This is a genomic window from Methylobacterium goesingense, assembly GCF_022179225.1.
Lineage (GTDB): Bacteria > Pseudomonadota > Alphaproteobacteria > Rhizobiales > Beijerinckiaceae > Methylobacterium > Methylobacterium goesingense.
On record NZ_BPQL01000047.1, the window covers coordinates 1 to 14,261 of the forward strand.

The following is a 14,261-nucleotide window of genomic DNA, read 5'->3' on the forward strand; positions in this document are numbered from 1 at the left end:
GCGGGGCTGTCGGGTCTTGGGAGAGCGATCCCTCCATGGGCCCGCCCCCGTGCGGTGGGGGCGGGCGCCGGGCTCAGGCGTGGGCGAGGACGCCGGCGGGCTGGACGTTCCCCTGCGCGGCGTGGTGCCGCTTGAGCATGGGCCGGAGTACCGCCAGGGCCAGGAAGGCCGCGATCAGATCCATCACCGCCACGGTGTAGAGCACGGTGGCCCAGGTGCCGGTGGCCTGCATGAGCAGGTTGCCCACGGGGACGAACAGGGCCGCGAAACCCTTGGCGCAGTAGAGCACGCCGTAGATCTTGCCGATGTGCTTGGAGCCGAAGGTGTCGGCGGCCGTGGCGCTGAACAGCGAGTAGACCTCGCCCCAGGCCAGGAACACGATGCCCGAGAGGATCACGAAGGCCCACGGGTTGGTGCCGAAGTATCCGAGCGCCACGATGCCGATGCCTTCCATCGAGAAGGCGATGAACATCGTCTTCTCGCGGCCGATCCGGTCCGAGATGTAGCCGAAGAGCGGGCGCGAGATGCCGTTCATCACCCGGTCGAGCATCAGCGCGAAGGGCAGGGCCGCCATGGCGAAGAAGTACAGGTTGACCTGGAATTCCTTGACGCCGAGATCCTGCGCGATGACGCCGAGCTGGGCCACCGCCATCAGGCCGCCGGTGACCGTGCAGGTGAACATCAGCAGCATCACCCAGAACACCGGCGTGCGCAGGGCTTCACGCAGGGTGTAGTCGCGGCGGGTTTGCAGCACCTTGGTGGAGTAGACGACCTCGCCCTTGGCCGGACCGCGCAGGCCGATGGCCGCCAGCATGATGATGCCGCCCTGGATCAAGCCGAAGGTGAAGAACGCCTGGGCGTAGCTGCCCTGGGAGATCATGTTGGCGATCGGAATGATCGTCAGGGCCGAGCCGGCGCCGTAGCCGCCCGCCGTCAGGCCGACCGCGAGGCCGCGCTTGTCCGGGAACCACTTCAAGGCGTTGTTGATGCAGGTGGCGTAGACGCAGCCGACGCCGATGCCGCCGGCCACCGAGCCCATGTAGAAGCCGGTGAGCGAGGTGGCGTAGGAGTTGATGATCCAGGCCAGACCCGTCATCAGGCCGCCGAACATCACCACCCGGCTCGGGCCATACTTGTCGATGAAGTAACCCTCGATCGGCGTCAGCCAGGTCTGCACCACGACGAAGATCGTGAAGGCGACCTGGATCGCGGCGCGATCCCAGCCGAAGGTTTTCTGGATTTCCGGAACGAAGAGGGTCCAGGCGTATTGAATGTTCGCCGCCGCGACCATGCAGGCCACGCCGAGGACAAGTTGCAGCCATCGATTGACGGTCGGTTTCGCCGTTGGGGGCGCGGCAGCGGTCAGGGCCATGAGCTTTCTCCCGTATTCGATCTTGTGTTTCGTGCTGTTATGCCGAATTCGAATTATCTTGCAATTTCGCGCCCCGCTGGCGTGGGGTGACGCTGCGACGCCAAAAATCCAGGGCCGCATGTATGCATTATTTGGTATACCAGATATGCGTGCAAGCAGAATAATTCAGTCGCCAAGCCCCATTTTCCGGGATTAAGGGCTCGCCTCGCCCGTTTATGCGCCCTGGAATCAGTAAGCCCCGGGCGGTGCTCGGTGCCGGGATGCTCCGCATCTGTTAAGCCGCTGAAATACCTGCGGATCGTCGCTCGAGATCTTGATGCGGTCCCATCTGGTCTTGGATCGCCGCCGCCCCGACGGCAATCCGCAGCGCTGTCCCCGCAATCCACAAGACATGCGTCATCCGCATCGCGGTGCGTCTTGCACTGCGAAACACCTGATTCGGCGCGTGGGCTTCAGGCGAAGTGCTTCGAGAGCTTGAGGCCCTGGGCCTGGTAGTTCGAGCCCGCTCCCGATCCGTACAGGGTGGCCGGGCGCTCGGCCATGCGCTCGTAGACGAGGCGGCCGACGATCTGGCCGTCCTCGAGGAGGAACGGCACGTCGCGCGAGCGCACCTCGAGGACGGCGCGGGCGCCGGCACCTCCGGCGGCGGCGAAGCCGAAGCCCGGATCGAAGAAGCCGGCGTAATGGACCCGGAATTCGCCCACCAGAGGGTCGAACGGCACCATCTCGGCGGCGAAGTCGGGCGGCACCTGCACCGCCTCCTTGGAGGCCAGGATGTAGAACTGGCCGGGATCGAGGATCAGGGCCCGCGACGGGTCGGCGTGCAGCGGCTCCCAGAAATCCACTGCCCGGTGGGCGCCGGGCGCGTCGACGTCGACGAGGCCGGTGTGGCGCCGGGCGCGGTAGCCGACGAGGCCGGAGAAGCCCGAGAGATCGATCGAGACGCCGATGCCGCCCTGGAAGGTCGGGCTCAGGGCGTCGACCAGGGGCGAGGTCGCGTGCAGGGTGGCGAGCTCGGTGTCGGTGAGGCGGGGCTCGCCGCGCCGGAAGCGGATCTGTGACAGGCGCGAGCCGGTGCGGACCTTCACCGGGAAGGTGCGGGGCGAGATCTCGGCATAGAGCGGCCCGTGATAGCCGGCCTCGACCTGATCGAAGGCGGCGCCCCGGTCGGTGATGACCCGGGTGAAGACGTCGATGCGGCCGGTCGAGCTCTTCGGATTGGCGCTGGCGGCAAGGTCGTCCGGCAGGGCGAGGTGCTCCTGCAACTCGGCGATGTAGACGCAGCCGGTCTCCAGCACCGCCCCCTGCGCCAGGTCCATCTCGTGCAGCGCGAAGGCCGCGATACAGGCCGAGACCGTGCGGGCGCCGGGCAGGAAGCTGGTGCGCACGCGAAAAACCCGGGCGCCGAGGCGCAGGTCGAGGCTCGCGGGCTGAATCTGGTCGGGGGCGTAGGGCGTGTCGGGCCGGATCGCGCCCGCGCGCGTCAGGGCCTCGATCCCGCCCGCGGCCAAGATTCCGTGCTGGCGGCTGTCCGCCCCGTCCTGCATCGCGTCCGGCATCCGTTCGCACCACCCGCTGATCACTCGGGCACCGCCCCGGCGACCGGGGCGGGAACGCCGTATCCTGCACGATTGCGGCCGGATCGCCTAAAGTCCGGTTAAGCGTCCGGGTCCCGGTCGATCCGCAGGACGATCCAGGCGAGGACGAGGCGCGCGATGGCGCCCATGGCGACGAGCCCGGCCAGCGCGCTCGCCAGCAGCGGGAAGCCGGCGGGCCAGACCAGCAGGGCGGCGGTGAACAGGACGGCCCCGAGGCCTGCGGTCGGCCCGAAGGCCAGTACCAGCGAGGGCAGGCCGGCGATCCGGGGCGGCCCATCCCCGTGCCGTGCGAGCCAGGCTCCCGCCGCCTGCGCCAGCCCGTCGAGGATCAACGCCCCGGCGAGCGCCCCCGCGGCCCAGCCGTTGCGCTCGGGCGCGGACCAGGCGAAGGCTCCGGCCAGGACCGCGATGGCGAGGCTGGCGAGGAGCGCCCGGCCGGGCGGCGGCAGGGCGGAGCGCGAAACGGTCTCCTCGACCACGGACACGGACCTCGATCTTGGGCGGGCATCCCCGCATTCACCGCGATTGACGCGGTTTTGCGAGGGCCGTACCACGACGCCCTGTGCTTGTCGCGAACGCAGCGCGCTCGGGGTTCAGGTCCGGCCAGGGAGGCAGAGACGGCGATGTACAAGGCTCAGACGCGCGGGATCAGCGTGACCGTCATGCCACGCTTCGTCGAGGAAGAATCGTCCCCGGCCGAGAGCCGCTACTTCTTCGCCTACACGGTCGAGATCGTGAACAACGGCTCGGAGCAGGTGCAACTGCGCTCGCGCCACTGGCGCATCGTCGACGGGCGCGGGGAGACCCAGGAGGTCCGCGGCGCCGGGGTCGTCGGCAAGCAGCCGGTGCTCGAGCCCGGCGAATCCTTCAGCTACACCAGCGGCTGCCCCCTCACGACGCCGGACGGCCTGATGGCCGGCAGCTACACCATGGCCACCCATGGCGGCGAGAGCTTCGAGGCGGAAATCCCGGCCTTCTCGCTGGATTCGCCCCACGTCCGACGCAGCGTGCATTAGGGCCATGTCAAACGAAGGCCCGCGCCCGGAGACCCTCGACTGGCTGGCGCGGCTCGTGGCCTTCGACACCGAGAGTTCGAAATCGAACCTCGCGCTGATCGACAGCGTGGCGGCCTCTCTCGACGATCTCGGCGTGCCCTTCGTCCGCGTGCCGAACGCGACCGGCGACAAGGCGGCCCTGTTCGCCACCGTCGGCCCACGGGTCGATGGCGGTGTCGTGCTCTCGGGCCATACCGACGTGGTGCCGGTGACGGGCCAGGCCTGGAGCGCCGACCCCTTCACCCTGCGGGTGGCGGACGGGCGCGCCTATGGGCGCGGGGCCGTGGACATGAAGGGCTTCTGCGCCCTGGCCCTCGCGGCGATCCCGCGCTTCCTGGCCGCCGACCTCAAGCGCCCGATCCATATCCTCCTGTCCTACGACGAGGAGACGACCTGCCTCGGCGTCGCCGACACCATCGCGCGCTTCGGCGCCGACTTGCCGCGCCCGGGCGCGGTGATCGTCGGCGAGCCCACCGACCTCGAAGTCGCCGACGCGCACAAGAGCATCGTCACCTACCTCACCACCGTGCACGGCCACGAGGCGCATTCGGCCAAGCCGATGCTCGGCGCAAACGCCGTGATGGCGGCGGCCGACCTCGTCTCGGAACTGAACCGGATCGCCGACGCGATGATCGCACGCGGTGACGCCTCAGGGCGCTTCGATCCGCCCGCCACCACCGTGCATGTTGGCACCATCGCGGGTGGCACGGCCCGCAACATCCTGCCCAAGGTCTGCACCTTCCACTGGGAGTTCCGCGGCCTGCCCGACCTCGACATGGGCGAGATCCCCGCCCTGTTCGAGGCCAAGGTGCGCACCGTGCTGCGCGACCGGCTCAACCGCTACGGCGATTACGGGCGGATCGAGACCTTGGAGGAGGTCTCGGTGCCGGGCCTCGCCCCCGAGCCCGGCTCGGCGGCCGAGCGGCTGGCGCTCCGGGTGGCGGAGCGCAACCACACGATCTCGGTGCCCTACGCCACCGAGGCCGGGCGCTTCCAGGTCGCCGGCATCCCCACCGTGGTCTGCGGCCCGGGCTCCATCGACCAGGCGCACCAGCCGGACGAGTACATCACCCTGGCGGCCCTGAAGGCCGGGGAGGCCTTCATGGACCGGCTCATCGCCGCGTGCGTGGCGCCATGACGGCCTTCGTGTCCCGGACCATCGCGGCGGACGGCCCGGTGAAGTTGCGCCCGCTGGAGCGCGAGGACCTGATGTTCGTGCATCAGCTCAACAACAACGACAGCATCATGCGCTACTGGTTCGAGGAGGCCTACGAGTCCTTCGCCGAGCTGGCGCAGCTCTACGAGCGCAACATCCACAACCAGACGGAGCGGCGCTTCATCATCGCCAATTCGGAGGGCGCGCCCGCCGGTCTCGTCGAGCTGGTCGAGATCAACCACCTACACCGGCGCTGCGAATTCCAGATCGCGATCCACCCGGCCTTCCAGGGCCAGGGCTACGCCCCGCGCGCCACCCGCATCGCCATGGACTACGCCTTCAGCGTCCTGAACATCCACAAGCTCTACCTGCACGTGGACAAGGACAATGCCCGCGCGGTGCGGATCTACGAGCGCTGCGGGTTCGAGCCCGAGGGCATCCTGAAGGACGAGTTCTTCGTCAACGGCAAGTATCGGGACGCGGTGCGGATGTGCCTGTTCCAGCCGGCCTACCTCGCCCGCCGGGGCGGCGGCGACATCGGCGATCCGGTCCTGAAGGCTTAAGAGTGCCTCACAAAACTCCCGACCGTCGACGGTTCTCGCCTTGAGTACGCCCGTGCAGCGGGAGTTTTGTGGGAGACACTCGCTCGACTTTGGCCATTCATGCAGCGTGGCAGAGAGCATAGGCCCAGGGCGTGGGTAGGCGGAAGCGGGGTTTTGTTCGGGGGCGTCGACGCGGTCTTGTCACTGCGTGCGATCCTCAGCGGCATCCCGTGGGTCCTGCGTGCTGGCTACGCCTAACGCATCAGTTGCATTGCCGAAGGGTGGTAGTCCGGGATCAGAGCTAAAGCGTGCCGTTCAAGTCTGCTGACCTTCGAGACAAAAACAATTTCGTCTTTTCAGCACATAAAGGCGTTGCCGCCATCCCGTTACGAAATCTAGCGTCGATGGCGGCCTATTATGATATTATATTTTATTCGGACCGACTGTAAACAGCGTCGCCATGCCAGATCATATCCGTTTGACGAACAAAGCCTCTTGCTTGGAGAAAAGAGTCGACGTCGGTTGCAAGCGGCGCTCCAACGTAGATGGCTTCTTGAGATAATTCGACCTCAATAAATTTAACTTTTTCGAGATATTCGCCGGATCCATTTAAAGCTAAAAGCTCAGAGCCCTGTATATCAAAGACCATCACATCTACATCTTCCGGTTTGATTTCCAGCGACGATAGAAATGAGTCTAGTCTTGTCGTCTCAAGTACGTCGACACTTCCTGTTTCAACAACGCCTGGCCAGTTAGAAGTTAATAATGGCGTCGCTTGAAAAATACTAGAAGATGCTCCAAGATTATTAAATCGGTGAAAATTTACCTTTTTACCATCGACATCACTTAATAGGGCTTGTCTGCAAATTTGCCTGGGTGGCCCCTGACGCGAATCGACATCGATTATTTTGTCTAATTTGGAGAATATTTCTGGATCGCCCTCAATCCAAACTATCGTTGAAGGTTCTAGTGAGATATACGCATCTTTTTCTTGAGCATAATGGGCGCCTGCATGGATAATACAATTGGGCTTATATTTTATGCTACGTAGATAGTTGTCAATGATCACTGGCGGATCCTCGGTGCTGAGTTTTTATCGCGCATACGATCATGGAAGCATGATATGTTATGCTGTCCAGGTCGCTCTACAGCAGGCGTTCCTGTTCTTCAAATAGGAAGCCTAATTATATCGGTGCAACAATAGGGCATTTCTATCGCCATATTAGTTTTATCCCGAAAGCGAAATATTAGCTAGCGAAGATCATAAATAAAACGTCTATAGCAGAGATTTGATATCTCTTAATGCGTCGATCTGTCAACGGGCTTGCTGGCCCTCGCGCATCTGAATTAGTCTGTTTTAAGAACGCCTAACAGAACCGTCTGATTTGGTTGAGGGTTATGAGGCTGGCGGCGAGGGTGCTGAAGGCTTGGTAGATGTCGATGCGCCTTTCGTAGCGTATGGGCAGGCGTCGGAAACGGTTGAACCAGGCATGGGTCCGCTCGACCACCCAGCGCCGCTTCAACACGACGAAGCCCTTCTGATCGGGGTCCTTCTTGACGACCGCGCAGCGCATGCCGTGGAAGTTGCACCACTCTTCGCAGGGCTTGGCCTGGAAGGCGCCGTCGAGAATGGTCAGGCGCAGGCTCGGCCCGGGCGGCGCCCACCCTCCAAGCGCTCGCTACGGGTTTCGCTCCGCGTCTGGACGGAGACGCGGCCGCGTTGTTCGCGACCGCCGACGCGGTCCTCGCGGGAGGACGTGCGCGTCGCGGACTACGCCTTCAGCGTCCTGAACATCCACAAGCTCTACCTGCACGTGGACAAGGACAATGCCCGCGCAGTGCGGATCTACGAGCGCTGCGGATTCGAGCCCGAAGGCATCCTGAAGGACGAGTTCTTCGTCAACGGCAAGTATCGGGACGCGGTGCGGATGTGCCTGTTCCAGCCGGCCTACCTCGCCCGCCGGGGCGGCGGCGACATCGGCGATCCGGTCCTGAAGGCTTGAGCGCCGGGCCTCCGTGTAGAGGTCCGGCGCCGCGTTCGGGTCCTGCGTTCGGCCGTTGCGATCAGTTGCGACCCGCGCCGCCCTGACCGCCGGTACGCTCGCCGGCACCGCCGCCATTAGCCATGCCGCCGCCGGACTTGCCGCCCTGCGCGCCGGTATTCATGCCGCGCTCGGCGCCCCCGGTCCGGTTGCCGGTGTTCATGGTGCCGCGCTCGGCGCCGCCCGACCGGTCGGCCGCGTTGCGGATGCCCGAGCCCTCTGTCCCACGGTCGCGGTTCATCCCGCGCTCGGCCGAGGCGCCGTTGCGGCCGCCCTGCTGGCGGGTATCGGCATTGCGGATACCGTCCCGCGACTCGCTCTGCGTCGAGCGGACGTTTCGGGTGGTCTCCTGCCGGCTGTCACGCCGCTCGTCGGTGCGGGACGAGACGGCCTTGCCGCGGAAGCCGCGCTCCTCGAAGCGGGCGCCGACGGTGACGCCGCGGCGCTCGGTCACCGTCAGGCGGCGGTATTCCGGCGAGCCGTAGAGGACGCGCTGGCCGCGCACGACGACGTAGCGGGTGCCGGGACGGCGGGTCGTCGTCTCCTCGACGCTGACGAGGCGCCGGTACTGGGGCGAGCCGTAGAGGACGCGCTGGCCCCGGATGGTGACGTAGCGCCGGCGCGAGCGCTCGACCACGCGATCGCCGCCGCGATGCTCGACGGTGACGAGGCGACGATATTCCGGTGAGCCGTAGACCACGCGCTGGCCACCGATGAAGACGAAGCGACCCGAACGGCGCCCGCCCTCGAAACGCTCGCTGCGCGTTTCGCTCCGCGACTGCACGGAGACGCGGTCGCGCCGCTCGCGGCCGCCGATGCGGTCCTCGCGGGAGGACGTGCGCGTCGCCCGGTCATCGGAACGGTCGCCGCGCGCGCCGTCCCGGTCACCGCGCTCCGCGCTGCGGCCCTGCGCGTCCTTGTCCCGAGACGCCTTGTCCTGAGAATCCCGGCCCTGAGAATCCCGGGCCGCCGTATCGCCTCGGCGGCCGGACTCCATGCCCCCGCCCTCGCGGCGCCCGCCGGCCTCGGCCCGGCCGCCCATCTCGCCGCGGGCGCCCGAGGCCCCCTCGCCGCCGCTCTGGCTCCGCGCGGCAGCCCCGCCGCGCGCACCAGCTTCGCCACCGGCGCCACCCGCCTGGCTGGCGCCCTGCGCATAGGCCGACGTCGTCATCAGCAGAGCCGTCAAACCCACCACGAAAGTTTTCATCGACGTTCCTCCAGGACTCTTGTTGAGCACATTTGAGAAACCCGAAACGTCGAACCTTCAGAAACGGTTCAATCGAAAACTTCCTATCCGGTCGCGACACTCTACGCTGTACTGCAATATGCTAAGGCCAAGCTTGTTTCGCGGGCTGAAATTCTTGTCGCCGGAGCCCGAATTCAACCGTTCGATCGGCTGGCGACGTCCGAAGCGGCAACGTCAGGCGGCGTGTTGCCCTGCGCTGCAACCTCAGCTTCCACCGCCGCCGGATCGAGGTCGTAGCGCCGCGAGCAGAACTCGCAGGTGATGCCGATGCGGCCATCGTCGGCAATCATGTCCCTGCGTTCCTGGGGCGAGAACGAGGTGATCATGCCCATCACCCGCTCGGGGGAGCAACGGCACTGCTCGTGCACGCCCTGCGCCTCGAATACCCGCACGCCGCGCTCGTGGAACAGGCGGTAGAGCAGGCGCTCGGCCGAGACCTCGGGGTCGACGAGCTCGTGGTCCTCGATGGTGGAGACAAGGCTGCGTGCCTCGACCCAGGCATCGTCCTCGGGCACCCCATGCGCGTCGAGGTGGACGTGGCCCTCGGGGATGTCGCCCGGCGGCAGGTCGGCCAGGCGCGCGCGGTCGATGGATTGGGGCAGGAACTGCACCAGCAGGCCGCCGGCCCGGTAGGTCCGGGCGCCGCCGGCATATTGCTCGGCCACCGCGAGGCGGACCTGGGTCGGGATCTGCTCCGACTGGCGGAAATACTGGTGCGCCGCCTCCTCCAGGCTCTGGCCCTCCAGGGCGACGACGCCTTGGTAGCGGCTGCTGGTCGGGCCCTGGTCGATGGTCATGGCCAGATGACCCTGCCCGATCAGGTCCCCGTCCTGTAGCGGCCCGGCGCCGAGGGCTTCCACCCGGCCGGTATCGAAGCGCGCGGTGGCGCGCAGGCGGTCGGGCGCCTCGAAATCGACGACGATCATCGCAACCGGACCGTCGGTCTTGGTCTGGAGCTGGAAGCGGCCCTCGAACTTCAGGGACGAGCCGAGGAGCACGGTGAGGGCCGCCGCCTCCCCGAGGAGGCGCGCCACCGCGTCCGGATAGCCGTGGCGGCGCAGGATGGTGTCGACGGCAGGGCCGAGCCGGACCACGCGGCCGCGCACGTCCAGCGCCTCGACGGCGAAGGGCAGCACGACGTCGTCGTCGCCCTCGATGAGGAGGGGGGCTCCGTGTCCGGCGGTCGTTCCAGCAGGCGTTCCAGAAGTCATGGCAGCTCCGATCGGGCTCGACGAACGCGAGGGCTGGGCCACGGACCACGCGACCCCTCGGGGTCAGGATCATGGTCAGGGGATCGCCGAGGGGAATCGGCGGCGCACCGGTCGGAACGGCCGCACTCGTCGCGCGGCCGCGCCCAACCCTCGGGCAAGGATAGGCCCTATATAGGCATCCGGGCGCAGCGGCGCGACGGGGCCGGGCCGGGCCGCGTGCGGATGCCCCCCGCGCGCCTCAGAGTCCGCTCAGAGGCCGTGGGCCCGCAGGCACCAGGCGAGGATGCCCTTCTGGGCGTGCAGGCGGTTCTCGGCCTCGTCGAAGATCACCGATTGCGGCCCGTCGATCACCTCGGCGGTGACTTCCTCGCCGCGATGGGCCGGCAGGCAGTGCATGAAGATCGCGTCCTTGGCCGCGGCCGCCATCAGGCGGGCATCGACCCGGTAGGGCACGAGCAGGTTGTGCCGGTGCTGGTCGTCCTCGTCGCCCATGGAGACCCAGCAATCGGTGACCACCGCGTCCGCCCCGTCCACCGCCGCGTAGGCGTCGGTGGTGACGTTGACGGTGGCGCCCTGCGCCTTGGCCCAATCGAGGAGCGGCTGGGGCGTCGACAGTTCCGGCGGCGCCGCGATGTTGAGGGTGAAGTCGAAGCGCGCGGCGGCGTGCACCCAGGAGGCGAGCACGTTGTTGGCGTCTCCCGACCAGGCCACGGTGCGGCCCCGGATCGGCCCACGGTGCTCCTCGAAGGTCAGGAGATCGGCCATGATCTGGCAGGGGTGCGAGACCTTGGTCAGGGCGTTGATCACCGGCACGGTGGCGTACTCGGCCAGCTCCAGCATCAGGCCATGGTCGAGGATGCGGATCATGATCGCGTCGACGTAGCGCGAAAGCACGCGGGCGGTGTCGCCCACGGTCTCGCCGCGGCCGAGCTGCATCTCGCTGCCCGTCAGCATCAGGGTCTCGCCGCCGAGCTCGCGCATGCCGACGTCGAACGACACGCGGGTGCGGGTCGAGGGCCGGTCGAACACCATCGCCAGGGTCTTGCCGATGAGGGGACGGTCCTCGGCCAGTTCGCCCTTACGGCGGCGCGCCTTGATGCGGGCGGCGGCGTCCAGAACCGTGCGCAGCTGCTCGGCCGAGAAATCCTTGAGGTCGAGGAAGTGGCGGGTTCCGTGGCCGGTCCCGTTCAGTGTCGTGGTCATCGGTCCGTTCTTCGTGTGCGTGGTCCCGGTTCGGGCGGTTCCGGTCGAGGCTGGCCCGGTCCGGGCAGGTCCGGCATCGCGGCCGGAAGGGCGGGCGGCGGTCCGGCTACTCGGCGGCGCCGCGCAGGCGCGTCCCGAGGCGCCCGGCCGCCGTGTCGAGGCGGGTGACCGCCTCCGCCACGTCGGCTTCCGTGATGATCAGCGGCGGCAGCAGGCGCACCACGTTGTCGCCCGCCGGGATGACCAGCAGGTGCGCGTCGCGGGCGGCGGCCGTGAACGCGGTGTTGGGCACGTGGAGCTTGAGGCCGAGCATCAGGCCTTCGCCGCGGATATCGGCGATGACGCTCGGGTGCCGGTCCTGCAGGGCGGCCAGGCGCTGCTTCAGGATGAGGCCCATGCGCTGGACATGGTCGAGGAAACCGTCGGACAGCACCACGTCCAGGACGGCATTACCCACCGCCATGGCCAGCGGGTTGCCGCCGAAGGTGGTGCCGTGGCTGCCGGCCGTCATACCGCGCGCGGCCTCTGCCGTGGCGAGGCAGACGCCCAGCGGGAACCCGCCGCCGATGCCCTTGGCCGCGCTCATGATGTCGGGGGCCGCCCCCGCCCACTCGTACGCGAAGAGCTTGCCCGTACGCCCGACCCCGGTCTGGACCTCGTCCATGATCAGCAGGATGCCGTGTTCGTCGCAGAGCGCGCGCAGGCCGCGCAGGCATTGCGGCGGCACGGGGCGTACGCCGCCCTCCCCCTGGATCGGCTCGATCAGGATCGCGGCGGTCTCCGGGCCGATGGCGGCCCGCAGGGCGTCGTGGTCGCCGAAGGGCACCTGGTCGAAGCCGTCGACCTTCGGACCGAAGCCCTCGATGTACTTCTGCTGGCCGCCGGCCGCGATCGTCGCCAGGGTCCGGCCGTGGAAGGCGCCCTCGATGGTGATGATCCGGAAGCGCTCCGGATGGCCGCCGGCCGCGTGATACTTGCGCGCCATCTTGATGGCGGCCTCATTGGCCTCGGCGCCCGAATTGGCGAAGAAGGCCACGTCCGCGAAGGTCGCGTCCACGAGGCGGCGGCCCAGCCGCTCGCCCTCCGGGATCTCGAACAGGTTCGAGGTGTGCCAGAGCTTGCCCGCCTGCTCGGTCAGGGCCGCCACGAGGTGCGGGTGGGTGTGACCCAGGGCGTTCACCGCGATGCCGGCGCCGAAGTCGAGGTATCGCTCGCCCCCGCGCGCCTCCAGCCATGCGCCCTCCCCGCGCTCGAAGGCGATGGGAGCCCGGGCATAGGTCGGCAGAAGGGCGGATGTCACGATCCCGTCTTCCCGTGTCTCTCGCGGGCACGCCGGAGACGCGACCGCACCAAATGAAAGTGCCGCCTCGGATGGGGCGGCACGCGCGCGATTACTAGAGAAATGTCCAATTCTGTCAACGACAGACCGGGTTCACATCCCTGACATGCATGCCAATTAGGCTGTCGTGCGCGGCACGCGGTTCGCCGTGCGTCATGCCTTGCACCCTGCGCCCGGAAGTGCTCAGAGCCGCGTCAGGCCTGACACGCCGACCCGCCAGGGGTCAGCCGCCCACGAGAGGAACGACGCAGCATGAGCACCGTCACGGAACGCCTGGAAGCCCTCGGCCTGACCCTGCCGAAGGCTGCCGCACCCGTTGCGAATTACGTGCCGTTCGTGCGCAGCGGCAACCTCGTGGTGATTTCCGGCCAGATCTGCTTCGGCGCCGACGGCAAGATCGCCAGCGCCCACATCGGCAAGCTCGGGGCCGAGGTCTCGGTGGAGGACGGCATCGCCGCGGCCCGGCTCTGCGCCCTCAACGTGCTGGCCCAGGTGCAGGCGGCGGTGGGCGACCTCGAGCGCGGGGTCGTGCAGTGCATCCGCCTCGGCGGCTTCATCAACGCGGTCCCGACCTTCGCGGGGCTGGCCGGCATCATGAACGGCGCCTCCGACCTCATGGTGGAAATCCTGGGCGACCGCGGCCGCCACGCCCGCTCCACCGTCGGCGTCGCCGAACTGCCCCTCGACGCGGCCGTCGAGGTCGAGGCGATGTTCGAGGTCAAATGACCCCGAACGCCCCCGACTGGCTCACCGCCCGCCCCATCGCCCATCGCGGCCTGCACGACCGGGCGGCCGGCCTGCCCGAGAACACGGCCGCCGCCGCCGAGGCGGCGGTCCGGGGCGGCTATGCCATCGAGTGCGACGTGCAGCTGAGTGCCGACGGCGAGGCGATGGTGTTCCACGACGAGACCCTGGGCCGCCTGACAACGGCCGCGGATGCGGTCGGCGCGCGCCCCGCCGCCGCCCTCGCGGCGCTGGCGGTGGCGGGGAGCGCCGAGCACATCCCGACCCTGCCGGATTTCCTCGCCCGGATCGGCGGGCGCACGCCCCTCGTGATCGAGGTGAAGTCGCGCTACACCGGCGACCTGCGACTCGCCGAGCGCGTCGCCACCCTGGCGACCGCCTATGACGGCCCCGTGGCGCTCAAATCCTTCGATCCGCACATCGTCGCCGCCCTGCGGACCCTGGCGCCGGAGCTTCCGCGCGGCATCGTCGCCGAGACGCGACAGGAGGATCCGGCCTACGCGACGCTGGCGCCGAGCCTGCGGCGCGCGCTCTCCGACCTTCTGCATTTCGACGAGACCCGGCCGGATTTCCTGTCCTGGCGGGTGGACGACCTGCCCTGCGGGCCCGCGTTCCTGTGTCGGCTCCTGGGGCAACGCCCGGTGATGACCTGGACGGTACGCAACGCGGACCAGCGCCGCCACGCCGAGACCCATGCCGACCAGATGGTGTTCGAGGGGTTCTGTCCCTAGATCGCCCCTGCCCCTGCCCCTG

Annotated in this window: 14 protein-coding genes and 1 pseudogene; 6 read left to right on the forward strand and 9 right to left on the reverse strand. The window is 67.8% G+C overall.

Translation table 11 applies throughout. The features are described from left to right. Positions 1-73 precede the first annotated feature (73 nt). The 3 genes from oxlT to MFF30_RS09155 all read right to left on the reverse strand — a co-directional run bounded on the left by oxlT (position 74) and on the right by MFF30_RS09155 (position 3,455). Positions 74-1,372 (reverse strand): oxalate/formate MFS antiporter, encoded by a 1,299-nt coding sequence (oxlT, locus tag MFF30_RS09145; protein ID WP_283205880.1) that lies wholly within the window; start codon positions 1,370-1,372, stop codon positions 74-76. A gap of 452 nt (positions 1,373-1,824) precedes the next feature. Beyond that, the gene (locus tag MFF30_RS09150) at positions 1,825-2,931 is read right to left on the reverse strand and encodes a 2'-deoxycytidine 5'-triphosphate deaminase (RefSeq protein ID WP_238278942.1); all 1,107 of its coding nucleotides are present in this window, start codon (positions 2,929-2,931) and stop codon (positions 1,825-1,827) included. Between the two features lie 98 nt (positions 2,932-3,029). Then, entirely contained in the window at positions 3,030-3,455 is a 426-nt protein-coding gene (locus MFF30_RS09155) for a hypothetical protein (protein ID WP_238278944.1), read from the reverse strand. A 138-nt stretch (positions 3,456-3,593) separates the two neighbouring features. On the opposite strand from MFF30_RS09155, the gene apaG reads away from it, so the two are divergent. From apaG to speG, 3 genes are read left to right on the forward strand one after another with little or no spacing between them, the layout of a single operon-like run. After that, positions 3,594-3,986, forward strand: coding sequence for a Co2+/Mg2+ efflux facilitator ApaG/CorD (gene apaG / locus MFF30_RS09160; RefSeq protein ID WP_238278946.1), 393 nt, complete (start codon positions 3,594-3,596; stop codon positions 3,984-3,986). Between the two features lie 4 nt (positions 3,987-3,990). Further along, complete coding sequence (gene argE / locus MFF30_RS09165) at positions 3,991-5,163, forward strand: acetylornithine deacetylase (RefSeq protein WP_238278948.1); 1,173 nt, start codon at positions 3,991-3,993, stop codon at positions 5,161-5,163. Beyond that, complete coding sequence (gene speG / locus MFF30_RS09170) at positions 5,160-5,744, forward strand: spermidine N1-acetyltransferase (protein WP_238278950.1); 585 nt, start codon at positions 5,160-5,162, stop codon at positions 5,742-5,744. The genes argE and speG overlap by 4 nt, the downstream gene beginning before the upstream one ends. Positions 5,745-6,153: 409 nt before the next feature. On the opposite strand, the gene MFF30_RS09175 is transcribed toward speG, so the two are convergent. Then, positions 6,154-6,792: an FkbM family methyltransferase gene (locus MFF30_RS09175; RefSeq protein WP_238278951.1), complete on the reverse strand. Its 639-nt coding sequence runs from the start codon at positions 6,790-6,792 to the stop codon at positions 6,154-6,156. Between the two features lie 298 nt (positions 6,793-7,090). Continuing rightward, the gene (locus tag MFF30_RS09180) at positions 7,091-7,366 is read right to left on the reverse strand and encodes a transposase (protein WP_306424567.1); all 276 of its coding nucleotides are present in this window, start codon (positions 7,364-7,366) and stop codon (positions 7,091-7,093) included. A 126-nt stretch (positions 7,367-7,492) separates the two neighbouring features. Between MFF30_RS09180 and MFF30_RS09185 the strand changes: the two are divergent. Further along, positions 7,493-7,726, forward strand: a pseudogene (locus MFF30_RS09185) (GNAT family N-acetyltransferase); the annotation flags it as partial. Between the two features lie 61 nt (positions 7,727-7,787). On the opposite strand, the gene MFF30_RS09190 reads toward MFF30_RS09185, so the two are convergent. From MFF30_RS09190 to MFF30_RS09205, 4 genes are all read right to left on the reverse strand, one after another. Further along, positions 7,788-8,972: a hypothetical protein gene (locus tag MFF30_RS09190; RefSeq protein ID WP_238278955.1), complete on the reverse strand. Its 1,185-nt coding sequence runs from the start codon at positions 8,970-8,972 to the stop codon at positions 7,788-7,790. 173 nt (positions 8,973-9,145) lie between these two features. Continuing rightward, positions 9,146-10,222, reverse strand: a complete 1,077-nt coding sequence (locus MFF30_RS09195; RefSeq protein ID WP_238278956.1) for an Hsp33 family molecular chaperone — start codon at positions 10,220-10,222, stop codon at positions 9,146-9,148. 249 nt (positions 10,223-10,471) lie between these two features. Beyond that, positions 10,472-11,425, reverse strand: a complete 954-nt coding sequence (gene argF, locus MFF30_RS09200; RefSeq protein ID WP_238278958.1) for an ornithine carbamoyltransferase — start codon at positions 11,423-11,425, stop codon at positions 10,472-10,474. Between the two features lie 106 nt (positions 11,426-11,531). After that, on the reverse strand, positions 11,532-12,725 hold the full coding sequence (locus MFF30_RS09205; RefSeq protein WP_238278960.1) for an aspartate aminotransferase family protein: 1,194 nt from the start codon (positions 12,723-12,725) through the stop codon (positions 11,532-11,534). A gap of 291 nt (positions 12,726-13,016) precedes the next feature. Here MFF30_RS09205 and MFF30_RS09210 point away from each other — a divergent pair, with 291 nt between their 5' ends. Continuing rightward, on the forward strand, positions 13,017-13,490 hold the full coding sequence (locus MFF30_RS09210) for a RidA family protein (protein ID WP_238278962.1): 474 nt from the start codon (positions 13,017-13,019) through the stop codon (positions 13,488-13,490). Then, on the forward strand, positions 13,487-14,239 hold the full coding sequence (locus MFF30_RS09215; RefSeq protein WP_238278964.1) for a glycerophosphodiester phosphodiesterase family protein: 753 nt from the start codon (positions 13,487-13,489) through the stop codon (positions 14,237-14,239). The genes MFF30_RS09210 and MFF30_RS09215 overlap by 4 nt, the downstream gene beginning before the upstream one ends. The last annotated feature ends 22 nt before the right edge of the window (positions 14,240-14,261 follow it).

Excerpts from the sequence above, each read along its gene's own strand:
- MFF30_RS09195 (WP_238278956.1), bottom strand. The coding sequence starts at position 10,222 with ATGACTTCTGGAACGCCTGCTGGAACGACCGCCGGACACGGAGCCCCC.
- speG (WP_238278950.1), top strand. The coding sequence starts at position 5,160 with ATGACGGCCTTCGTGTCCCGGACCATCGCGGCGGACGGCCCGGTGAAG.
- MFF30_RS09190 (WP_238278955.1), bottom strand. The coding sequence starts at position 8,972 with ATGAAAACTTTCGTGGTGGGTTTGACGGCTCTGCTGATGACGACGTCG.
- apaG (WP_238278946.1), top strand. The coding sequence starts at position 3,594 with ATGTACAAGGCTCAGACGCGCGGGATCAGCGTGACCGTCATGCCACGC.
- MFF30_RS09210 (WP_238278962.1), top strand. The coding sequence starts at position 13,017 with ATGAGCACCGTCACGGAACGCCTGGAAGCCCTCGGCCTGACCCTGCCG.
- MFF30_RS09150 (WP_238278942.1), bottom strand. The coding sequence starts at position 2,931 with ATGCCGGACGCGATGCAGGACGGGGCGGACAGCCGCCAGCACGGAATC.
- argF (WP_238278958.1), bottom strand. The coding sequence starts at position 11,425 with ATGACCACGACACTGAACGGGACCGGCCACGGAACCCGCCACTTCCTC.
- argE (WP_238278948.1), top strand. The coding sequence starts at position 3,991 with ATGTCAAACGAAGGCCCGCGCCCGGAGACCCTCGACTGGCTGGCGCGG.
- MFF30_RS09215 (WP_238278964.1), top strand. The coding sequence starts at position 13,487 with ATGACCCCGAACGCCCCCGACTGGCTCACCGCCCGCCCCATCGCCCAT.
- oxlT (WP_283205880.1), bottom strand. The coding sequence starts at position 1,372 with ATGGCCCTGACCGCTGCCGCGCCCCCAACGGCGAAACCGACCGTCAAT.